Raw genomic sequence first — 22260 nt, 5'->3', positions numbered from 1 at the left:
TCTGTTTTTATTTTCTGTCCAAAATTGTTGCAATACAGGAGAGGATCTCCTCTCTTCCCAGCCCGCTCTCGGCTGAGGAGGCAAAAGTCATTGGAAGCTCTTCCCAGTACTCCAGCAAAACTTTTGAGTTCTCCTCAAGTCTGTTTTGCAGAGCAACTTTGCCGAGTTTATCTGCCTTTGTGTATATTATGGCAAAAGGGACCTCGGCTTTACCAAGCTCAATAAGGAAACTAAGATCAATTTTCTGAATAGCGTGTCTGCAATCAAGCAGTACAAACAAGAACCGGAGCTCTTCAGATTCGTTGATGTAATTAGTTACAATCTCGCTTAGCTTGGCTCTTATACTCTTGGATAGCTTTGCGTAGCCGTAGCCGGGCAAATCCACCAGGTACCAGGAGTCGTTAATCAAAAAGTGGTTTACCAATTGTGTTTTTCCGGGGGTGGAAGAGGTGTGTGCAAGCTTTCCCTGCATACACAACGCATTGATAAGCGATGATTTGCCTACATTGGACCTGCCAATGAATGCAAACTCAGGCAACCTAAGGGAGGGTTTTTCACTCACTCTCCCGGAGCTGCCGGAAAATACCGCTTTGCTTATTTTCATACTCTGGAATTATGCCGCAAAGGTACAATTTTATGCTTATATTTGTATGGTGACCAATAAAAAATCCAAGATAGTATGAGAGAAGGGAGTAGCATAGGGCTGCTGGAGATGCAGGAGGAGATAGGGGGAGCTTTGGAGAGAGCACTTCAGAGAAGTTACTGGATCAGAGCAGAGATTAGTGAAATTAAGCATCAATCAACCGGACACTGCTATCTTGAGCTTGTAGAAAAAAGGCCGGGTGAAGAGGGAATATCAGCAAGAGCACAGGCAATAATTTGGTCCTCTACCTACAGAATTCTGAGACCCTATTTTTCAACCACAACAGGAGAGGAGCTTACAAGAGGAATGATGATTCTGATCAAAGCCCAGGTACAGTACACTCCACTCTACGGACTCTCCCTTATTATATCTGATATTGATCCTTCATACACAGTAGGAGAGCAGGAGCTTAAGAGACAGAAGACAATTCAGAGGCTGAGAGATGAGGGGATGTTTGATATGAACAGTACTCTTGAACTGGCAGACTTGCCCGGCCGGATAGCTGTAGTATCATCAGAGGGAGCTGCCGGATACAGAGATTTTATAAAGCATCTTCATAATAACGATTATGGATTCAAATTCACTGCAGAACTCTTCTCCTCCTCCATGCAAGGTGTTGCGGCTTCTGCTGAGATCATAGCAGCACTCGAAAGAGTAGCTCTCAGAGCAGATGAATTTGATCTTGTCGTCATTGTCAGGGGAGGAGGCTCTGTTCAGGATTTATCCTGTTTTGATGATTACGAATTAGCTGCCAACATTGCTCAGTTTCCTCTCCCTGTAATAACAGGTATTGGCCACGACCACGATGTCCATGTGGCCGATATGGTTGCATTTGCCGGTCTTAAAACACCTACTGCCGTAGCTGATTTTATTATTGATATTTTTGCCTCAGAGGAGCAGCGTCTCTCTTATCTTATACAGAGACTTAATCTTGCTGTAAGGGGAAGAAATGCAGAGGAGACTGCTCTGATTGACAAAATTGAAGCAAAGATTATTTCAAAAGCCAGAGAGAGAATAACGGCAGAATATCATAAGGTTGAACTGTTTATTCAACGGATAAATTCAGGAAATCCGCTGCTTCTTCTTGAGAGAGGTTATGCAATACCTGCTTTCAATAACAGAAGGATAAACAGCGTTAAAGGCCTCAAAGAAGATGATTCCATCAGGATTATTTTAGCAGATGGAATAGTAGAAAGTAAAATAGTAAAAATATATAAATATGAAGAGGAGAAATAGTGAAAACGAAGCTCTTCCCGGTTACAGGGAGGCTTTGGCAGAGCTGGAGTTGCTTGTTGCAAAAATTGAGGATCCCTCTACAAAAATTGAGGATATTGCACCTATGGTAAAAAGATCTCTTGAACTGGCAGGTATATGCAGGGAGGAACTTAGGAAATACGGAGAGGATATAGATAAGCTTCAAAACAAGTAATATGGAAGAGTTAAAACTATGGAGGGATGACCCGTGGCTTGAACCCTGGAAAAGAGACATCTGGAGCAGGCACGAAATTGCAGCGATAAGGATGGCCGAGATGTCTCAGGGAGAGCTCAGGCTTGCCGATGCAATAAACAATCATTTGTATTATTGCACATATCTGGAGGGTAGCAAGAGAATTTTCAGAGAGTGGGCACCAAATGCCTCTGCCATATACCTGCTTTGTGATAAAAACGGATGGAAAAAAGATTCTGCTTTTTTATTTAACTCCGTTGGAGATGGAAACTGGGAGCTTAGATTGGATGCAGACTTGTTAGCTCACGGAGATAATTATAAATGGCTTGTCCAGTGGAATGGAGGGGAGGGAGAGAGAATACCGGCTTATGCAACAAGAGTTGTGCAGGATCCTGACACTAAATTGTTTGCAGCTCAGGTATGGGATACAGGAGATTATAAATGGAAAAACAGGAGGCCTGTTCAGAGTGAAACACCTTTGATTTATGAAGCTCATATCGGGATGAGCACAGAAGAGTCAGGTGTTGGCTCTTACAATCATTTCAGAGAGAATATTCTCCCATATATAGCTAAAACAGGATACAATACAATACAGCTGATGGCTATCCAGGAGCATCCGTATTATGGTTCATTTGGCTACCAGGTTTCCAGCTTTTATGCTCCCAGTTCAAGATTTGGAACTCCTGATGAACTTAAAATGCTGATAGATGAAGCTCACGGCTACGGGATATCTGTTATTCTTGATATTGTACACTCCCATTCAGTAAGCAACACACTGGAGGGGTTGTCTGAAATTGACGGGACAAGAGATCTCTATTTTCACTCAGGTGAGAGAGGAGATCATCCTGCCTGGGGCTCAAGATGCTTCAATTACGGGAAAGACCAGGTTATTAGGTTTTTGCTGTCAAACTGTAAATACTGGCTCGAGGAATTTAATTTTGACGGATTCCGCTTTGACGGTATAACCAGTATGCTTTACTATGATCATGGACTAGGAAAGAGCTTCACAGACTACTCCAGTTACTTCTCAGGCAACATAGACAACGATGCTTTTATATACCTGGTATTGGCAAACAGAGTGATAAAAGAGTGCAATCCTTCAGCAATAACAATTGCTGAAGATGTTAGCGGACTTCCGGGGCTGGGAGCACCATTTACAGCAGGGGGAGTGGGATTTGATTACAGAATGAGTATGGGTATAGCTGATCTCTGGATTAAGCTGATAAAGGAGAGACGAGACGAAGACTGGAACATGGAAGAGCTCTATCACGAGCTAACCAGTAAAAGAGATGATGAGAAAACTGTTAGTTATGCCGAGTGTCACGATCAGGCAATGGTTGGTGATAAGACAATTATATTCAGGCTTCTTGATGCTGAGATGTACACATCAATGGAGAGAGAGACGAGAAGTATTACACTTGACAGAGGTATAGCCCTTCATAAAATGATAAGACTTATAACATCATCTACAGCAGGGAATGGATATTTAACCTTCATGGGTAATGAATTCGGCCATCCTGAGTGGATTGATTTCCCAAGAGAGGGAAACGGTTGGTCCTACCATTACGCCAGAAGGCAGTGGAATCTGGCATTTGATAAAAGGCTAAAATATTCGTGGCTTCTTGAATTTGAAAAGGAGATGTTGTCTCTTCTTAAGAGAGGCTCTCTTTTTGGAAAGAGGCCCACTAAGGTGCTTCAGCACAACGAGCGACAGCTTATAGCCTATTTAAGGGGCGATTACCTGTTTGCATTCAATTTCAGCCCCTTAAATTCATATACAGACCTGAGAGTTGATGCTCCTGCGGGAGAATATAAACATCTTATTGATACTGATATGAAAATTTTCGGAGGATATGGAAGAGTAGAAAAGGGGTGCGTTCATTTTTCAATGCAAGAGGGGGATTCAAATTTCATAAAGATATACCTCCCTTCACGGTGCGGAATTGTTTTCAAAAAGGTCAGATGAAACTGATTCTTAACATTTTTTTTGTTAAATTGCACAGATAAATATTAACCCTATGGCCTATTTAAAATTCAACAAGGGAGAGCTGGTGAATCTGGAATACTCGCTTAAGCGTGAGCTCCTCTCCACAAACCACGCCGGCGGCTATATGAACACAACCATTGTTTGCTGTAATACCAGAAAGTATCATGGCCTTCTGGTACTCCCCGTTGCTAACTTCAATAATGAAAAATTTGTACTACTCTCATCACTTGATGAGTCTCTGATTCAGCACGGCAAGGCATTTAATCTGGGTATACACAGATATGGAGATATATACGAACCCAGAGGCCACAAGTACATTAGAGAATTTGAAATTGACAAGTGTGTCTCTATTACCTACAGAGTTGGGGGTATGGTTTTAAAAAAAGAGATGATGCTTGCTCATAACAAAGGTCAGTACTTTGCCAGATACACACTTCTTGAGGCTAACTCTCCAACAACTCTTCAGCTAAAACCTTTTCTTGCTTTCAGGCATATCCACTCCCTTTCAAAATCAAATCTTAATGCAGATAGGTCTGCCATTGAGATTCAGGGGGGACGAGCCTTTAAAATGTATGAAGGATTTCCTGAACTCAACCTGCAACTCTCAGTAAAGGCAGATTATGTCTCTAACCCTGATTGGTACTACAATATTGAGTATAAAGAGGAGAGGAGAAGGGCTTACGAATCTGCAGAGGATCTGTTTGTTCCCGGATATTTTGAGTTCCCTCTTAAGAAGGGTCAGTCAGTAGTTTTCTCGGCATCAACCAATGCAGAGTCTCCTGCTGGCCTCAATACCAAGTTTGAAAATTATCTTGAAGCAAGAAGCGCAAGGGATAGCTTTGAAAGTTGTCTTAAAATTGCTTCCAAACAGTTTTTGATATCTGATGGAGAGAGTATGTCTATCTATGCAGGATATCCTTGGCTTGATAAAAATTCCAGAGAGACGCTCCTGGCTCTTCCAGGCATTACACTGTCTGGCCTTGATGATAAAAAAAGATTTAGAAAAGTTCTTGAAGATTTTGTTAAAAGAGAGGGATTTATCCCGGACTCCGGAGGGTCCAAGCCGGATGTTCCCCTTTGGTTAATATGGAATATTCAGCAACTGACTATTTATAAGAGAAGTAAGACCACTGTATGGAAAGAGAGTGCGGAAACAATAAAGGCAATTCTTAATCACTATAAAAACACAAAGGAGGGGGACTCTGTAGTTTTACACGGTAACGGACTTTTGTGGGCAGAGAAAAAAGGTACCGCTCTGAGCTGGATGGACGCGTATGTAAACGGAAAACCGGTTACAGAGAGAGAGGGTTATCAGGTGGAGCTTAATTCTCTTTGGTATAATGCAGTCTCATTTGCAATAGAACTGGCAAGGGGATCAAGAGACAAAGCATTTGTTGATGAGTGGGAGCCTGTTCAGAAACTGATTGCTAAGAGTTTTAACAAAGCTTTTTGGATTGAGCAGGGTGATTACCTGGCAGATTATGTTGGTCACGAAGGACAAAACAAGTGTGTCAGGCCAAATCAACTATTTACCTGTTCATTCCCTTACTCTCCCATTACAGATGTACAGAAATCAAAGGTTCTTAAGAGAATTCAGCAGGAGTTACTTACAGAGAGGGGGATAAGGACACTCTCTCCCCAAAGCCCGCATTATAAAGGGGAGTATGATGGAGATGAGTTCAGCAGAAACTCAGCCTATCATATGGGTACAGCCAGACCCTGGCTGCTTGGATTTTACATTGATGCAAATCTTAAATTGCACGGAGATTCATTTATCCAGAGAGCAGAGGATTTAATATCTGCTTTTGAGGAGGATGTGCAGATTCACTGTATTGGCTCTGTATCAGAGGTGTATGATGGTGATCCGCCTCATCAGCCTCACGGGTGCACCTCGTATTCAATAAGTGTTGCATCCCTGCTTTGGTCAATGAGACTTGTTTTGAACCATAAAAACAAAAAGATATGAAAGTACTGATGTTTGGATGGGAATTCCCGCCACACATTTCCGGAGGTTTGGGTACAGCCTGTTTTGGACTTACAAAGGGGCTCTCAAATATGGATGTGGAGGTTCTTTTTGTTATGCCATCAGCCTCGGGAGACGAAGATCAGAAATCTGTGAAAATTATTAATGCCAGCGATATTGAGATATCACATAATGTGGGAGATGTAAAAACCTTTCTGGAAAATGTGCAGTTTTTAAGAGTGGGGACAAATATGGTTCCTTATCTAGATCCTGAACAGTTTACTGAAATGGTGGAGAAGAGTAAGAAGGGTCAGGTTAAGAGTTATAAAAGTTTTCTTGGTCAGAAGTATAAGTTCTCCGGAAAGTATGGCTCAAACCTTATGGAAGAGGTATCCAGATATGCAATGGTTGCAGCAGAGATTGCCAAGACTCAGGAATTTGATGTAATTCACGCTCACGACTGGCTTACATACCTTGCCGGGATAGCTGCAAAAAAACTAACCGGAAAACCCCTTGTAGTACATGTCCACGCGACTGAGTTTGACAGAAGCGGAGAGAATATCAACACACTGGTTTACGATCTGGAGAAGAGGGGTATGAAGGAGGCCGATATGGTAATTGCTGTAAGTAACCTTACCAGAAATATTGTTATAAGCAAATACGGAATTCACCCCTCAAAAGTTGTAACAGTGCATAATGCTGTTGATTTTGACGGATTCGAACAGATGGAGATTGACAGCAGAATTGACGAGAAGATAGTTACATTTCTTGGCAGGATAACATACCAGAAGGGGCCTGAATATTTTATTGAGGCAGCTGCCAAGGTTCTGAAAAGATATCCCAATGTAAGATTTGTTATGGCTGGAAGCGGAGATCTCCTTAACAGATCTATCAGACGGGTGGCAAAGCTGGGGATTGCAACAAAATTTCACTTTACCGGCTTTTTGCGGGGAGAGGATGTGAAAAGAATGTTTGCTTTTTCAGATGTTTATGTAATGCCTTCTGTATCAGAGCCATTTGGAATTTCTCCGTTAGAGGCAATGAGATCAAATGTGCCAACAATCATTTCAAAACAGAGTGGAGTGGCTGAGGTTCTTCATCATGCCATTAAAGTTGATTTCTGGGACATTGATGCACTGGCTGACTCAATATATGGTCTTCTGGCTTACCCTGCTTTAAGTTCAACGGCAGTAAAAAACGGACTGAACGAGGTTAATGCCCTGAGATGGGACAACGCCGCATTTAAAATTAAAGAGATTTACACTCAATTGTCGAAAAAATAAGCTGTTATGAAAAAGAGCATTTGCATATACTTCCAGGTACACCAACCAGACAGATTAAGACTTTACAGATTTTTTGATATAGGTAAAGAGTCCTGGTACTATGACGATTTTAATAACAGGACAATTCTTCAAAGGGTAGCAGAGAAATGTTATCTGCCAGCAAATAAGATAATTCTTAATCTTATAAAAGAGCACAAGGGGGCGTTTAAGCTTGCCTACTCAATTTCAGGAGTGGCACTCGATCAGTTTGAAAAATATGCACCTCAAGTTATTGAGAGTTTTAAAGAGCTGGCAAGAACAGGCTGTGTTGAATTTTTAGCTGAAACATATGCACACTCTCTATCTTCACTTATCAATGAAGACGAATTTACCGGGCAGGTTAAAATGCACTCGGAAAAAATTGAGCAACTCTTTGGTAAAAAACCTGTTATATTCAGAAATACAGAGTTAATATATTCAGATTCAATAGGCTCTGTTGTTGCTGATTTAGGATTTAAAGGTATGCTCACTGAGGGGGCAAAACATGTTCTGGCCTGGAAGAGCCCCAACTATTTATACACAAATGCTCTTAACCCAAGACTCAAATTACTTCTTAAAAATTTTCAGCTCAGCGACGATATAGCATTTAGGTTTTCTGACAGATCATGGAGCAACTGGCCGCTCACTGCAGATAAATATGTTACCTGGCTGTCCAGATCTCTGGAGAAAGAGGAGATTGTTAATCTCTTTATGGATTACGAAACTTTTGGAGAGCATCAGCACGAAACCACAGGAATATTTGATTTCCTTAAACATTTACCATCAGCCGTTTTATCACAAACAAATTTTGAATTTTTAACACCTTCCGAGGCCTGTAAAAAGCATCAGCCTGTGGCACCATTACATGTTCCATACCCAATCTCCTGGGCAGATGAGGAGCGGGATACCAGTGCATGGTTAGGAAATGAACTGCAAAACGAGGCCTTCAGTAAATTATACGAAGTGAGGGAGCTTGTAAAAGAGGCGGCAGACGACACTCTCTCGGCAGACTTTCTTAAACTTCAGGAGAGCGATCACTTTTATTATATGTGTACAAAATTCTTCTCAGACGGAGCAGTACATAAGTACTTTAACCCCTATGAGACTCCATATGAGGCCTTTATTAACTATATGAATGTCTTGAGTGATTTTCTTGTTAGAGTTCAAAAACGCTCACTTGCAGTCAGGGTAAAAAGTGGAACAAAAATTGCAGCTAAAAAGGGCTCAAAATAGTTAAAAGGCAGATAAACAGTTATGTCAGAAAAAAAGATAATGCACCCCGACTATCTCTTTGAGGTGAGTTGGGAGGTGTGCAATAAGGTGGGCGGAATACATACGGTTATCGCGACCAAGGCACCCTATCTCTCCGGAATAAAGGAGGGGAATCATATTTACATTGGGCCGGATGTATGGCGGGAGACTGCAAACAATCCTGAGTTCTCAGAAGATCAGAATCTTTTTAGATCCTGGAAAGCAAAAGCTTTAGAGGAGGGGATCAGGGTAAGGACAGGAAGATGGAATATACCGGGGAGTCCTCTCTCAATATTGGTGGATTTCAGTCCGCTTATTACAAGAAAAGATGAAATACTTACAAATTTTTGGAAGAGATTTGGTCTTGATTCGCTTACCGGCCACTGGGACTATATAGAGAGCGCTCTTTTTGGTTACGCGGCAGGCAGAGCAATTGAGAGTTTTATAAAATACAATTTATCTCCGTCGCATAAAATTGCAGCCCATTTTCATGAATGGATGACCGGAGCAGGATTGCTTCATCTTAAAGAGAGCAAACTTTCCGTAGCGACACTCTTTACAACTCATGCAACAACAGTTGGAAGATCTATTGCGGGAAATAATCTTCATCTCTATGAAAACGGGAAGTGGGGTAACCCGGATCAAACCGCAAAGGAGTTAAATGTTACGGCCAAACACTCACTCGAAAAGATATCTGCCAGAGAAGCTGATGTATTTACAACAGTAAGTGACCTTACTGCCATGGAGTGTAAACACTTTCTGGACAGAGAGCCCGATATAGTAACGCCAAATGGATTTGATCCCCAAATAGCTCCGCAGGGAGAGGATTTAAATAATCTAAGAAAAGATTCAAGAGAGCTTCTGCTTAAGATTGCTCAGTCAATGACGGGCAGGGCTATCGGCAACGATGCAGAAATTATTGGAACCAGCGGCAGATATGAATTCAGGAATAAAGGGCTGGATCTTTTCCTTGATTCTCTTGCAATTCTAAGAGACAGAAAACCATCAAAAGAGGTAGTTGCCTTTATATTTGTTCCTGCAGGAAACAACGGTCCAAACAAAGAACTTCTGGCAAAACTGGAAAATGGGGGAGATTATAAGACAAATATTTCACATACACTTAGTGAACCGGAGTGGGATCCAATTGTTAAACGAGTTAGGGAACTAAGATTAAATAATAGTCCGGAAGATAAGGTTATAGTGCTTTTTGTCCCATCATACCTTAACGGAACCGATGGCATTTTTAATAAAAAATATTACGACCTCTTATCTGCACTTGATCTCTCACTATTCCCCTCATATTATGAGCCGTGGGGCTATACTCCGCTTGAGAGCCTTGCTTTCTCCGTTCCTGCAATTACCACAAATCTGGCTGGATTTGGCTTGTGGATAAAGGATCATATGAGAGAGGGGCACCCCGGAGTTGAGATTGTTGAGAGAGACGATAACAACTACACAGAGGCTGCTGATAAGATCGCCACTCTTATTGAGGATATGATTGGCGATTCCCGGCAGGATAGAGAAAAGCGAAGAGCCGGAGCAAAAAAAGCATCAGAGACGGCCTTATGGAAAAATCAAATAGATAAATACACAAAAGCATATTCAATGGCATTGGAAAATATATCAGGAAATAACAGCGGATTCGTACAAATCCAGGATGAGAGAGATAAGCTAAGCTTCAAGGTTAATGTGGCAAACTCTCCCAACTGGTCGTCAATCATAATTAACAAGCAGCTTCCGGAGAGGATACAAGCGCTCGACATCATTTCAAAAAACCTTTGGTGGAGCTGGAATGAAGAGGCCATTGAACTATTTAAAATGGTTGATCTGGAGCTTTGGAGAGCAAGTCACGGAAACCCTATTATGATGTTGGATGCTGTTACCCTCAGTAAAGCAAGAGAACTTGAAAAAGACACAAAATTTCTGAGAAAACTTGACTCGGTTTACTCCAATTTCCAGGAGTATGTTTCTGCTAAACCAGACCCTGAACATCCGACAATTTCATATTTCAGTATGGAGTACGGATTGGATCAGTCACTTAAAATTTACTCAGGAGGTTTGGGGATACTTGCGGGAGACTATCTTAAAGAGTCAAGTGATAAACTAGTTCCAATTGTAGGTGTGGGCTTACTTTACAGATATGGATACTTTACTCAGAAACTATCTTCATCCGGTGACCAGGTAGCCGATTACGAGGCCCAGGATTTTACTAAACTGCCAGTCAGCCCAATGCGTGATAGTGAGGGAAATTGGCTGATAGTAAGTGTAGCTATGCCGGGAAGGGTTCTGAAAGCCAGGTTGTGGAGAGCCGATGTAGGCAGAACTCCCCTCTATCTTTTAGATACAGATTTTGAAGACAATACCTGGGAGGACAGGTCCATAACCCACCATCTTTACGGAGGTGATTTGGAAAACAGACTAAAGCAGGAGATGCTTCTTGGAATAGGAGGTATACGAGCCCTAAGAATGTTGGGAGTTGAGACAGATGTATATCATTGCAATGAGGGGCATGCTGCATTTACTGGTCTTGAGAGATTAAGGGAATACATTAACGATAAAAATCTCTCGTACGGGGAGGCACTTGAGATAGTGCGTGCATCATCTCTTTTCACAACACACACACCTGTTCCTGCCGGACACGATGCCTTCCCGGAGGATCTTCTCAGGGGATATATGTCACACTATCCGTCAAGACTAAAGATCTCCTGGGAGATGATGATGTCCTTGGGAAAGATTGACCCGTCAAACACAGGAGAAAAATTTTCAATGAGTAATCTTGCCTGTAATCTCTCACAAGAGATAAACGGCGTTAGCTGGTTGCACGGAAAAGTAAGCCGGGATATACTCGCTCCGCTTTGGCCCGGATATTTACCTGAAGAGCTTCATGTTGGTCATGTTACTAATGGAGTTCACTATCCAACCTGGACATCCAGCGAATGGAAGCAGATACATTCGGAGGTTTTTGGAGATGATTTTCAGTCTCATAACTATGACAAGAGTTGCTTTGAAGGAATATATTCTGTTGATGACCAAAGAATTTGGTCACTTAGAAATAAACTTCGCAGAAGATTAATTGACAAAATAAAAGATACCCTTTCAAATCCTGTTTCTACAGCTCATTATACACCTCAGCAAATTGTACAAATCAAAGAGAGTTTAAGAGATGATATACTTACAATAGGATTTGCAAGAAGGTTTGCCACTTATAAAAGGGCTCACCTTCTATTTACAGATCTTGTAAGACTGGATAAAATTGTAAACAATCCAAAACAGCCGGTACAATTTATTTTTGCCGGAAAAGCTCACCCTGCAGACAAAGCAGGACAAGACCTGATAAGACATATTGTTGAGGTGTCGCTTATGCCTCAGTTTATCGGAAAAATTCTCTTTGTTCCTGGATACGATATGACAATTGCCAAGAGGCTGGTTCAGGGAGTGGATATATGGATGAATACTCCTACAAGGCCACTCGAGGCCTCCGGTACAAGCGGAGAAAAGGCAGTTATGAATGGTGTAATGCACTTTTCAGTACTTGACGGATGGTGGGTTGAAGGTTATAAAGAGGGAGCGGGCTGGGCACTCCCAATGGAGAAGACCTACGAAAATCAAAACTACCAGGATCAGCTTGATGCTGCCACAATTTATAATATGCTGGAGAACGAAATTGCCCCGGTATTTTACGACAATGATAAAGAGACAGGTATCCCGAGATACTGGGTTAATATTATTAAGAATACCATAGCCAAAGTAGCCGGTAATTTCACTACAAACAGGATGATAACAGATTATGTAGAGCAATACTACAAGCCTTTGGCAATCAGGCATACAAAAGCAGTGGCAGATGATTACTCATTTGCAAGAGAGATGGCATTCTGGAAAAGAAAGATGCGAACAGAGTGGCCTAATATAGAGGTAAGAAGTATAAACAAACCTGATAATACAAGACTAAACCTTTCAATTGGCAATAAATATCATGCTGAGGTTGTTCTATCCTTAGGCTCTCTTACAGCTGAAGAGATAGGGGTGGAATTTGTCCTTGCTACATTCGATCAGGTTCAGAAGAGGATGGTTATTGCAGAGAGGCACGAGTTTTCACCTGAAAAAACAGAGGGGGGAGATGTAAGGTACATATGCAATATGCTTCCGGAGAAGGCAGGTGCTTACAGCGTTGCTGTAAGAATGTTTGCAAAGCATCCTAACCTTCCTCACAGGCAAGATTTTGATTTAGTAAGATGGTTGTAGCAGCTACAGGGTTTTTTGATGGTGTTCACAGAGGACACCGTGCAGTACTGGAAAAAATTTCCGCTCTTGCAAAAGAGCAGGGAGATACCTCTGCAGTCATCACATTATGGCCACACCCAAGAACAGTACTACAACAAGATGCCGCAAAGTTCAGACTTCTAAACTCGCTTGAGGAGAAGATTTCACTTATTAAATCCTTTGGTATAGACGAGGTCTTCACTTTAAAGTTTGACAAGGAGTTTGCTTCACAAACCACTGAGGAGTATTTCCGGGATTATCTCATCAGAAGGCTAAATGTAAGGACTCTTGTGATAGGATACGATCACAGGGTTGGTAGTGATATCAACCAGACACAGGATGAGATGATGGCAATTGCACGAAATCTTGGAATTAATCCGGTAAGGGTTGATGAGTATACCGAAAATGAATCAGGCCTTATTATAAGTTCAACAAAAATCAGGGAGATGCTTCTGGCCGGTGATATGGGAACAGCAAACAACCTGCTGGGTTACCGTTATGGTGTAGAGGGGGTAGTTGTCGAGGGGATGAAGATAGGCAGGGGCATCGGCTTTCCCACAGCCAATATGAGACTCTATGAGCCACTAAAGGTACTGCCCTCAGATGGCGTTTATGCAGTTTGGGTACAGACCTCCGGAAAGACATACAGAGGAATAACAAATATTGGTATCAGGCCAACAGTTGGAATTAATAATGAAAGGACAATCGAGACCCATATTCTGGATTTTGATGAGGATATTTACGGGTTAAGTATTAAGCTTGAGTTTGTTGCAAAGATGAGAGATGAAGTAACATTCTCCTCTCTTGATGATCTCAAGGCTCAGCTTCACAAAGACAGGGAAAATTCCTATCTTTACCTCCCTGAGAATAACATCACAATGAGATAATATGGATGCCAGTACAATAATATACATAATTCTCGGCCTTGGAGCACTTATTCTGCAGGGATATATGGAGAAGAAAAAGAAGGAACAGGTTAAGCAGAGGAGAGAGGAGTCTTTTCATGAAGAGATTGGTTTCCATGAAGAGATGGATTTTCACGAAGAGCCTTCATCAGAGAGCCTCTTACCACCATTGTCAGATACTGTTAGGCATTCGGAATATCAGATGATAGATATTCCTCTCTCTTCAGAGTCAGAAGAGGGGATAAGTTCTTTCAAACATTCGGTTAATGAGGCACCTGAACAGGAAGAGGCTAAAGATGGACCGGTGTTTGCGATTGACCCCCGCAATCTAGTTCTCTACTCGGAAATTATGGCTCCAAAATTCAGAGAGTAATTTTATTATTAAAGAAAATTTTTTATCTTTGTAACAAAGAGTCCAGTCCTGCTGGATTCTTTTTTAATTTTTTAAGTTATGTCAAAAATTCATTATTTAACTTCAGAGGGGCTGGAGAAACTTAAGGCGGAATACCAGCAACTGGTCTCTGTTGAGAGACCAGCAATTTCAAGACAGATAGCTGAAGCCCGGGACAAGGGGGACCTGTCTGAGAATGCAGAGTACGATGCTGCTAAAGAGGCACAGGGTCTTTTGGAGCTCAAGATTTCAAAACTTGAGGATATGATTGCCAATGCGCGAATTATAGATGAATCCAAAATTAACACAACCCATGTTCAGATTATGAACAAGGTAAAACTTAAAAATCTTTCAAATAATACCGAGGTGGTTTATACTTTAGTTGGGGAGACCGAGGCTAATCTCAGAGAGGGGAAGCTTGCGGCAGCAACGCCAATTGGAAAAGCCCTGATTGGAAAAAGCAAGGGAGATGTGGTTGAGGTAATGGTTCCATCAGGAGTTGTAAAATTTCAAATTCTTGAAATTTCAAAGTAAGATGTCATCAATATTCTCTAAAATTGCATCCGGCGAAATCCCTTCATACAAGATTGCTGAGGATAAAGATTTCTATGCATTTCTTGATATAAATCCGCTTGCTCAGGGGCATACACTTGTAATACCCAGAAGAGAGACAGATTACATATTTGACATTGAAGAGGCGGAGCTAAAAGGACTCTTTGCATTTGCTCAGAAGGTGGCAAAAGGGATTGGTGAAGCCATACCATGCAAAAGAGTAGGGGTAGCAGTTATCGGGCTTGAGGTACCTCACGCACATATACACCTGGTTCCAATAAATTCAGAATCGGACATTGACTTTAGAAAGCCTAAGCTTAGTCTGGATAAAGAGACTATGGAGAGCATAGCAAAAGCAATCGCATCAAAAATTCAACTTTGAAAAACAATATGAGAAAGATTCTCCTGATAGCGTTTACAGCATTTCTGGTTGTATCCTGCAATTCAAACAAAACAATAATAAAAGCGAAGGTAGAGGGGATGGGTGAGGGCAAGCTAACCCTGAGGATTCTTCAGCTTAACAGTCAGCGAGTTGTTGATACTATTAAGACAGACAGCGAGGGCTCATTTATTTACAAAACCCGCAAACTCTCATCACAGCCTGAATTCTACTACTTGTATTATAAAGAGAGAAAGATTGCATCACTTCTTATTGCTGCAGGTGAAACAGTTTATCTGACTACAGATACCCTTGGCATCTCCAGCTCTGTTGAAGGATCTCCGGAAAGCGTTCTTTTGAGTAACCTTGAAAAAGATCTGGAGTCAAGAAACAAAGAGTTTGAAGCCCTTCTCCTTAAAAGGGCAGAGGCAATAAATTCAGGAGATGCAGTATTGGCAGATTCTCTTAACTATTCATTAGGAGCACTTTTTGTGAAAAATAAACAATCTGCTATAAAACATCTCTATTTAAATCCAAACTCTCTAACCAATGTATACCTTCTCTATCAAAAGATGCCGGGAGAACTGCCTCTTTTTGGAGATATGAGAGATGTTCTTCTTTTCAGAAGAGTTTACGATTCCCTTAGTGTTACATACCCCGGATCTGTTTACCTGAATCCTCTGCTGGATGAGATTACCCTTAGAGAAAAGAGTGATGCAATATCTTCAAAGTTACTGGATGCATCAGAGGTTGGATTTCCTGATATTAAGCTTCCGGATCTTAAATCACAGATGAGATCACTCTCTGACTTGTCAGGAAAAGCTATTCTTTTAGTATTCTGGTCAACTACTGACGTAAATCAGAAGCTATTTAACAGAGAATTGCTTGATATTTATGACAGATACTCCTCTTTGGGATTTGAAATATATCAGGTTTGCGTAGATACTGATAAGACAGCCTGGTCAGGGGCTGTTGCCAATCAAGAGCTCCCATGGATAAATGTGTGTGATGGACTAGGGTCGGCTTCACCGGCAGTAACCACATACAATATCAGAGAAGTTCCCTCTGTCTTTCTGATTGACAAGAGCGGAACAATTGTAGCCAGAGATATTTTTGATTCTAAACTGGAAAAGGCTATAGCAGCGATTTTTTAGATATTCCGGCAATAAAATCCTTGAGATAAAAAGGTTCGAAGTAAGCTACATCGGCAAACTCGGACCTTTTGTATTTTTGCATTGCCGGATCAATCATTCCTCTTGCAGAGGCGTGAGTTTGGGTAAAAATTGCATTTGGATGTGTAATCACTGATTTAGCTTTTTCAGAACCATCACCTGTAAAGATGACCTTTCCTTCTGACAATGTTTCTGTAAAACTCTCCTCGGTAATAATATGAGCCTCGGTTTTTGTCAGTTGATTGTACTTGGAATCAAACAGAGCTGTGTAAACCTCCATTCTTCTGGCATCAATCATTGGAACTATTCTGAAATCACCCTCAGGAGCCGGACTATTCTCCAGTGCCAACCTGGCAATAAGCTCAAGCGAGCTAACTGCTATAAGCGGGAGGTTTGCACCATAACATATACCCTTGGCAACAGATACGCCAACACGAAGACCTGTGTATGATCCCGGCCCTTCACTGACAACTACAGCATTGCAATCATTAATTGATAAAGATGCATCTGAAAGTACCTCTTTAATAAAATCTGCAATAACTCTTGCATGAGCTTTGTGCTCTTGAATTTCCCTCTGAGCTGTCAACTCTCCGTCAATGCTGAGAGCAACAGAACACACTTCTGTACTGGTTTCAAGCAGCAGTAGAGTAACACTATTTTTTCTTGTCATCCCAAGAGACCTTAGCTCCGGACTTAAGAGTTTTGCTTATTGCAGAATATGGACCGGTTACAATCCTTTCACCCTCATTCAGCCCGGATAAAATTTCAATATTTGTAATATCCTGAATGCCTGTTTCAATCTTCCTAACCTCAAGAGTATTATCATCCTTTACAACAAACACCTGCTCACTTAATTCATCGCTCTTTTTATTGGCAAGAGTATCAGTAAAGAGGTCATTTCTTGTTGTAATCGTCTGAACAGGAATAGATATAATATTATCTCTTCTTTCAGTTTGAATTGAAGCTGTTGCAGACATACCGGGACGGAAAGGATTCAGCCCCTCTTTAACAAGGTCCTGATATGATTCCGGTAGAATTAGAATTTTTACCTCAAAATTTGTGACCTGTTCAATTGAAGAGCCAATGTTTTTAGCAGAGTTTGCAATCTGAGTCACCATCCCAGTAAATTTTCTTCCGGGATAGGAGTCAACCTCAACCATAGCAGTGTCCCTCTCCTGAATGCGAATAATATCGTTCTCATTAACATCAACAAGAACCTCCATCTGATCAAAATTAGCGATTCTTAGTAATTCAGTTCCCGCCATTTGGCTTGTACCAACTACACGCTCTCCCTTCTCAACATTCATTTTGGAAATTATGCCATCCATAGGGGCATAGATTGTAGTCTTGACAAGGTTGTCCTGTGCCTCCTGAAGAGCAGCTGTAGCACTTTTCACATTAAATTCTGCAGCTTTTATCTGTTCTTTAGTAACATTATACTGAGAGAGAGCATTTTCATAGTCTGCCTCAGAGATAGCCTTTTGCTCGTAAAGGGTTTTATTCCTAAGATAAGACTGTTCAATTTGTTTAAATTGAGCAAGTTGTTGTGTCAGCTGAGCTTTTACTGAGTTAAGTGATGCCTCGGCTCTGTCTCTCATGGATATGTAGACATCTTGCTTTATTTTTATAATAAGTTCACCCCTTTTAATGTTGTCTCCCTCTTTAAAATTAAGCTCAACAATCTCTCCGGAAACATCGGGAGAGATCTTTACCTCCACAACAGGCTTGATTTTTCCATTAGCAGGGATAACCTCTGTGATTGTCCCCTTAGCAACAATCTGAGTAGTCACCTCCACCCCTTTATTGCTATTTTTCCTTCCAAAAATTACGAGCACAACAATTATTATAACTGCTGCGCCGATTATCCATTTAAAACTCTTCTTCATCTTTATAAAGTTATGGGATTCCCCTTGTAGAAATCAATTATCTTTTGCTGGAATATGAACTGATATTTTGCCTGCAGGAAGTCTGACTTGCTTTTGAAAAGATTATTCTTTGCAACCGAGTAATCAGTAGCATTTAGAACACCTACATCAAACTTTTGTTGTACATATCTGAAGGACTCCTCCATTGCCTTAACATTTCTTTCAGTTGCCTTGTAGCGGGCAAAGTACGAATTTGCGTCATTCACAGACTGTTGGATCTCTTTGTAGAGTAATTGCTCCCTGCTTCTGGTCTCGATCTCTGAATTCCTGACTCCAAGTTTTGCATTTTTAATAGCAGTGTTGGTGCGCCATGAGTTAAATATTGGGATGTTTATTCCAAAAGAGATTGAAGGATTTCTGTTTTCATTAAACTGATCAAAGAAACTTTCATCCCTGCTGTCTGCATAATAGGAGCCGTAACCTGCCCTGAAAGTGAGGGAGGGATAAGCCTGACCCTTTGCAATAGCAAGTTGCAATTCTGAATTCTTTTTATTGAGCCTTGCTACCTCTATCTGCGGTAAATCCAGAGATGCGTCAAAAAGCTGATCAGGACTCTCTGCTGTAAATGGTCCAATATTCAGGTTTTCTCCCGGGGTTGATACATCAAAACTTTGTTCTGCCGGAAGATCCAGAAGTTGTCTGAGTGTAAGAAGAGCATTTGAAACCTGGCTCTGAGCATTTGTCTGCTGAACAAGTTCACTGGCATACTGAGCCTCCATTTCAAGAAGGGCACTGTAGGCCTGGCTCCCGGCATCAACAAACTTCCTTGTTCTTTCAACCTGTACTGCTGAATTTTCCAGACTTGAGTTTGCAGATTCAAGAATCTCTCTTGCAAGAAGTACCTGAAGATAGGCTCTGGCTATCTCAATAGAGATATCATTTCTTATTCGGCCTACCTCCTGACGGGCAATCTCCCTTAACACCCCTTTACTTTTAAGATCATTGTTTTTAACAAATCCTTCAAAAATTGAGATGTTTGCACTTGCAGATGCATTTGTGCTTTGGCTTAACTTGTTTTCAATAATCTGAAGGTCATTCATATTAACAGAGCGACCCCAGTTCATACTGTGTCCAAGAGAGGCATTGAGCGACGGGAGATAGTTCATTTTTGCCTGAAAAAGGTTATTCTCACTTTGTTCAACAGCAAGCTCCTGTTGCTTGATTCTCAAATTGTTGTCCCATGCATATCTAATGCACTCCTCAAGACTCCATAACTTCTGCTGGGCAGAAATCACGGTAGGGATAAAGATGAGGATAAAAACGGGGAGTTTCAGAAAACTTTTCATAGAACACAAAGGTAAAATTATTTTTTTCAATACTCCCCGAAATATAAGCAATTCACGCAGTTCTTTGATTATTTATATATAACCATTGACCGGCTCTGTGATTCATACAGATTTTTACTTAGAAACTGGAGAGCCTTTACAATTTTTTTTGCTCCATATCCCAATCCAAACCCAACATATTTTACGACCTCTTTATCCCAGGTCCCATCTCCACCTCTTGTTGAAAGGCACTCGTTCTCATCCAGATGAACGAGGAGCAGCATAGTTGTCTCTTTTGTTTCCATTATGCCTTCTCCCATCCCTCTTTAAAACCCTCTTTGAAATTTGGCCAGTACTTCTCTGCCTTTTCAATGAGTTTAACAACTTCATCAATTACCTCAAGCAACTTTTTTAGCCTGCCTCCGCCATGTACAAGAAGCTCTCTCTCATCAAGGGGAGTAACTCCCCATCTTTCCAACTCTATTCTTTCCATAGTCGTAATTATTAATTATCCGCAAAAAGGCGAGCGGACACCGCCCGGAGTGTGCACCCTCCATTCTATTTATTTTCCATTCTGTATATTCTGTCTGAGATTAACTTTGACCTCTCTTTATGTGATATAATAATTATTATTTTTCCCTTCTCCCTCTCCATTTTAAGTGCACGCTCTGCAAGGAACTCAGATTCCTGGTCCATTGATGAAGTCCCCTCATCTACAATAATAACAGGTGCATCTTTATAGAGGGCTCTCGCCAGTGAAACTTTCTGTTGCTGCCCACCCGACAGTGAGGCACCTCCCTCCCCAACGGGGCTCTCCAAACCCAGAGGAAGTGATGCGATAAACTCAGTCATTCCCAGCCTCTCACATATTTCAATCACCATTTTACTATCCGGATCCTCCTCTCCCGGAGCAATATTCTCCATAATAGTACCTGCAAAAAGGGCAGGCGTCTGTGGTACAACTGCAATCATCTCTCTCCAGTTTCTTAGATTGATATGTTCTATGTTAAGTCTGTCCGCAGTTATTACTCCAAACGAAGGCCTTCTTAGCCTGGTGATAAGAGAGACAAGTGTGCTCTTCCCGCAACCACTCTCTCCTGTTACAGCAGATATCTCTCCTTTGTGAAATTCCATATTAATCCCTTTTAAAAGGGTCCCTCTTCCGGGGTAAGAAAATGATACATCTGATATTTTGATATACTCCGGAGCTCCGGTGCTGTGGACGATACCTCCGTCAAGGGGCTCGCACTCCATATCCATAATTTCAAAGAGTCTGGAGGCTGCAACAGTCCCCTCCCGTATTTCTGAGCTGGCAGATACCAGCTCAGAAAGAGGAGCTGTAAACAGTGAAATTATGGTGAAAAAGGCGACAAGCTCCCCCGGAGTAATATCTCCTTTAATCATTTCAGCACCGCCCATCCAGAGAATTATTACCAAGAGAAGCTTTGAAGCCAGGTCTGCGGCAGAGCCTGTGAAAATTGAAAATTTTGCAGAATCTTCAACACTCTCAAGAAATGAAGATAGTGCAGATGTGCATCTACCTGCAAAGTAGCTTTCGGTTGAGGAGTATTTTATTGCCAGATGAGATTTAACAGTCTCAATAACTCTGTTTTCAAACTTTGCTCCTCTCTCCATTATTCTCCTCTGAGCTCTTTTATTGTATCTGTCTGTTATGTAGAAAAGCAGAGAGTATACAGGAATAATAAGCAGAGCCGGAAGTGCCATTCCGGGAGATATGGCAAACATAACCCCGGTAGATGCAACAAGCATAAATGCCGATACTGCCAGGCTGGACAATGTCACTGTAAGATAGCTTCTGATCTTTGCCGCATCTGAAATTCTTGATGTAAGTTCACCTGTCTCTCTTGAATCGTAGAAAATTCCGGGTAGCTTGACAAGATGCCTGATGTATCTCCCCATTAGTTCACTATCCATTGATATTCCCACTTTTACAAGTATAGTGCCTCTTATCCAGGATAACATAAGTGATGCAACAAATACCAATACTACAATCAATGCTGCTATTGAAAGATTAATAATCTCCCCTGAAGGGATAATTGAATCAAGAATTATCTTAATAAAAAGAGAAATTACAAACGAAGTAAGAGTTAGAAGAAGAGCCGCTGACAAAGCTTTAACAAGCGCAGAGCGATTCTCCCTCAGTAACTCTGTAAGACGGAGCGAAACACTGCCACTCTGATCCCCCTTTGTAAATCCCGCAGATGGAGATATCATTACCAGCTTGCCACTCCATTCGCTGAGTAATTCCTCCATCTTGATACTGTGGATTTCACCATCCATAGGATCCATTATTCTGAGCAGCCCATTTTTAATCCCGTAAAGGACAACAAAATGGAGCAAGCCGGAGCTTTTTTCAAGATGAAGAATTGCAGGCTTTGGAATTTTGTAAAGAGACCTCTCCTGAGCTTTGTAACCCTCGGCATTGAAACCAAAAGCCTTAGCAGCATCTATTAGTCCTTTGAAGGTTGTCCCCCTGCTGTCAGTATTGCTGAAAAGCCTTATTCTGGCGATTGGGAGCCTGAGCCCCCAGTAAGCCGACACTGATGCCAGACAAGCGGCACCACAGTCGCTTATATCATGTTGTCTGATTTTTATTGAATAACCCATCTTTCACCTCTCTCTCTATTTAAAAATGCAAAGGGAGGTACCTCTCACTCTCCACTCCCGGCCCCATCAGGAGTACCCTCGCCACGACCCCCCTCTGCATTGCAAAGTTGAGTTGTATTAGCAGGTAAGTTGTGCTAAATGGTAAAAAAGTTACTCAGTTTATTGAATTATCTGAGATTGTCGATTCTGAT

At 41.5% G+C, this 22260-nt stretch carries 19 protein-coding genes; 12 read left to right on the top strand and 7 right to left on the bottom strand.

Going from position 1 to position 22260, the window contains the following annotated elements; all coding sequences use genetic code 11:
• Window positions 1-7: 7 nt before the first annotated feature.
• Window positions 8-604 (bottom strand): ribosome biogenesis GTP-binding protein YihA/YsxC, encoded by a 597-nt coding sequence (gene yihA, locus U5907_04255; protein WRQ33861.1) that lies wholly within the window; start codon window positions 602-604, stop codon window positions 8-10.
• A gap of 75 nt (window positions 605-679) precedes the next feature.
• Between yihA and xseA the strand changes: the two genes are divergently transcribed.
• The 12 genes from xseA (at window position 680) to U5907_04195 (ending at window position 16233) form a co-directional block, all read left to right on the top strand.
• Window positions 680-1879, top strand: a complete 1200-nt coding sequence (gene xseA, locus U5907_04250) for an exodeoxyribonuclease VII large subunit (GenBank protein ID WRQ33860.1) — start codon at window positions 680-682, stop codon at window positions 1877-1879.
• Entirely contained in the window at window positions 1863-2072 is a 210-nt protein-coding gene (gene xseB, locus U5907_04245; GenBank protein WRQ33859.1) for an exodeoxyribonuclease VII small subunit, read from the top strand. Before xseA ends, xseB begins: the two co-directional genes overlap by 17 nt.
• A 1-nt stretch (window position 2073) precedes the next feature.
• Window positions 2074-4056 (top strand): alpha amylase C-terminal domain-containing protein, encoded by a 1983-nt coding sequence (locus U5907_04240; protein WRQ33858.1) that lies wholly within the window; start codon window positions 2074-2076, stop codon window positions 4054-4056.
• Window positions 4057-4108: 52 nt separating this feature from the next.
• Complete coding sequence (locus U5907_04235) at window positions 4109-6043, top strand: glycogen debranching enzyme N-terminal domain-containing protein (protein ID WRQ33857.1); 1935 nt, start codon at window positions 4109-4111, stop codon at window positions 6041-6043.
• Entirely contained in the window at window positions 6040-7323 is a 1284-nt protein-coding gene (locus U5907_04230; protein ID WRQ33856.1) for a glycosyltransferase family 4 protein, read from the top strand. The genes U5907_04235 and U5907_04230 overlap by 4 nt, the downstream gene beginning before the upstream one ends.
• 6 nt (window positions 7324-7329) lie before the next feature.
• On the top strand, window positions 7330-8574 hold the full coding sequence (locus U5907_04225; GenBank protein ID WRQ33855.1) for a glycoside hydrolase family 57 protein: 1245 nt from the start codon (window positions 7330-7332) through the stop codon (window positions 8572-8574).
• Window positions 8575-8595: 21 nt separating this feature from the next.
• Window positions 8596-12834 (top strand): alpha-glucan family phosphorylase, encoded by a 4239-nt coding sequence (glgP, locus tag U5907_04220; protein ID WRQ33854.1) that lies wholly within the window; start codon window positions 8596-8598, stop codon window positions 12832-12834.
• The gene (locus tag U5907_04215) at window positions 12825-13739 is read left to right on the top strand and encodes a bifunctional riboflavin kinase/FAD synthetase (GenBank protein ID WRQ33853.1); all 915 of its coding nucleotides are present in this window, start codon (window positions 12825-12827) and stop codon (window positions 13737-13739) included. The genes glgP and U5907_04215 overlap by 10 nt, the downstream gene beginning before the upstream one ends.
• Before the next feature lies 1 nt (window position 13740).
• Window positions 13741-14130, top strand: a complete 390-nt coding sequence (locus U5907_04210; GenBank protein WRQ33852.1) for a hypothetical protein — start codon at window positions 13741-13743, stop codon at window positions 14128-14130.
• A gap of 78 nt (window positions 14131-14208) precedes the next feature.
• A complete protein-coding gene (greA, locus tag U5907_04205) occupies window positions 14209-14682 on the top strand; it encodes a transcription elongation factor GreA (GenBank protein ID WRQ33851.1) in 474 nt (157 codons plus the stop codon).
• Window position 14683: 1 nt separating this feature from the next.
• Window positions 14684-15082, top strand: coding sequence for an HIT family protein (locus tag U5907_04200; protein ID WRQ33850.1), 399 nt, complete (start codon window positions 14684-14686; stop codon window positions 15080-15082).
• 8 nt (window positions 15083-15090) lie between these two features.
• Complete coding sequence (locus U5907_04195; GenBank protein WRQ33849.1) at window positions 15091-16233, top strand: TlpA disulfide reductase family protein; 1143 nt, start codon at window positions 15091-15093, stop codon at window positions 16231-16233.
• On the opposite strand, the gene tsaB is transcribed toward U5907_04195, so the two are convergent.
• The 6 genes from tsaB to U5907_04165 all read right to left on the bottom strand — a co-directional run bounded on the left by tsaB (window position 16214) and on the right by U5907_04165 (window position 22069).
• Entirely contained in the window at window positions 16214-16921 is a 708-nt protein-coding gene (tsaB, locus tag U5907_04190) for a tRNA (adenosine(37)-N6)-threonylcarbamoyltransferase complex dimerization subunit type 1 TsaB (protein ID WRQ33848.1), read from the bottom strand. The two genes, U5907_04195 and tsaB, sit on opposite strands and share 20 nt — an antisense overlap.
• Window positions 16905-18137 carry an efflux RND transporter periplasmic adaptor subunit gene (locus U5907_04185; GenBank protein WRQ33847.1) on the bottom strand — a complete coding sequence of 411 codons (1233 nt, stop codon included), beginning with the start codon at window positions 18135-18137 and terminating at the stop codon, window positions 16905-16907. The genes tsaB and U5907_04185 overlap by 17 nt, the downstream gene beginning before the upstream one ends.
• A gap of 2 nt (window positions 18138-18139) precedes the next feature.
• Window positions 18140-19462 carry a TolC family protein gene (locus U5907_04180; protein ID WRQ33846.1) on the bottom strand — a complete coding sequence of 441 codons (1323 nt, stop codon included), beginning with the start codon at window positions 19460-19462 and terminating at the stop codon, window positions 18140-18142.
• A gap of 68 nt (window positions 19463-19530) precedes the next feature.
• On the bottom strand, window positions 19531-19761 hold the full coding sequence (locus U5907_04175; protein ID WRQ33845.1) for a hypothetical protein: 231 nt from the start codon (window positions 19759-19761) through the stop codon (window positions 19531-19533).
• Entirely contained in the window at window positions 19746-19934 is a 189-nt protein-coding gene (locus tag U5907_04170) for a hypothetical protein (protein ID WRQ33844.1), read from the bottom strand. Before U5907_04170 ends, U5907_04175 begins: the two co-directional genes overlap by 16 nt.
• Window positions 19935-19999: 65 nt before the next feature.
• The gene (locus U5907_04165) at window positions 20000-22069 is read right to left on the bottom strand and encodes a peptidase domain-containing ABC transporter (protein WRQ33843.1); all 2070 of its coding nucleotides are present in this window, start codon (window positions 22067-22069) and stop codon (window positions 20000-20002) included.
• Between the last annotated feature and the right edge of the window lie 191 nt (window positions 22070-22260).

It is taken from the genome of Bacteroidales bacterium MB20-C3-3, assembly GCA_035609245.1.
Lineage (GTDB): Bacteria > Bacteroidota > Bacteroidia > Bacteroidales > UBA932 > Bact-08.
The sequence above is the reverse complement of the archived record's forward strand: the minus strand, read 5'-3'. Positions and strand labels throughout refer to the sequence as shown.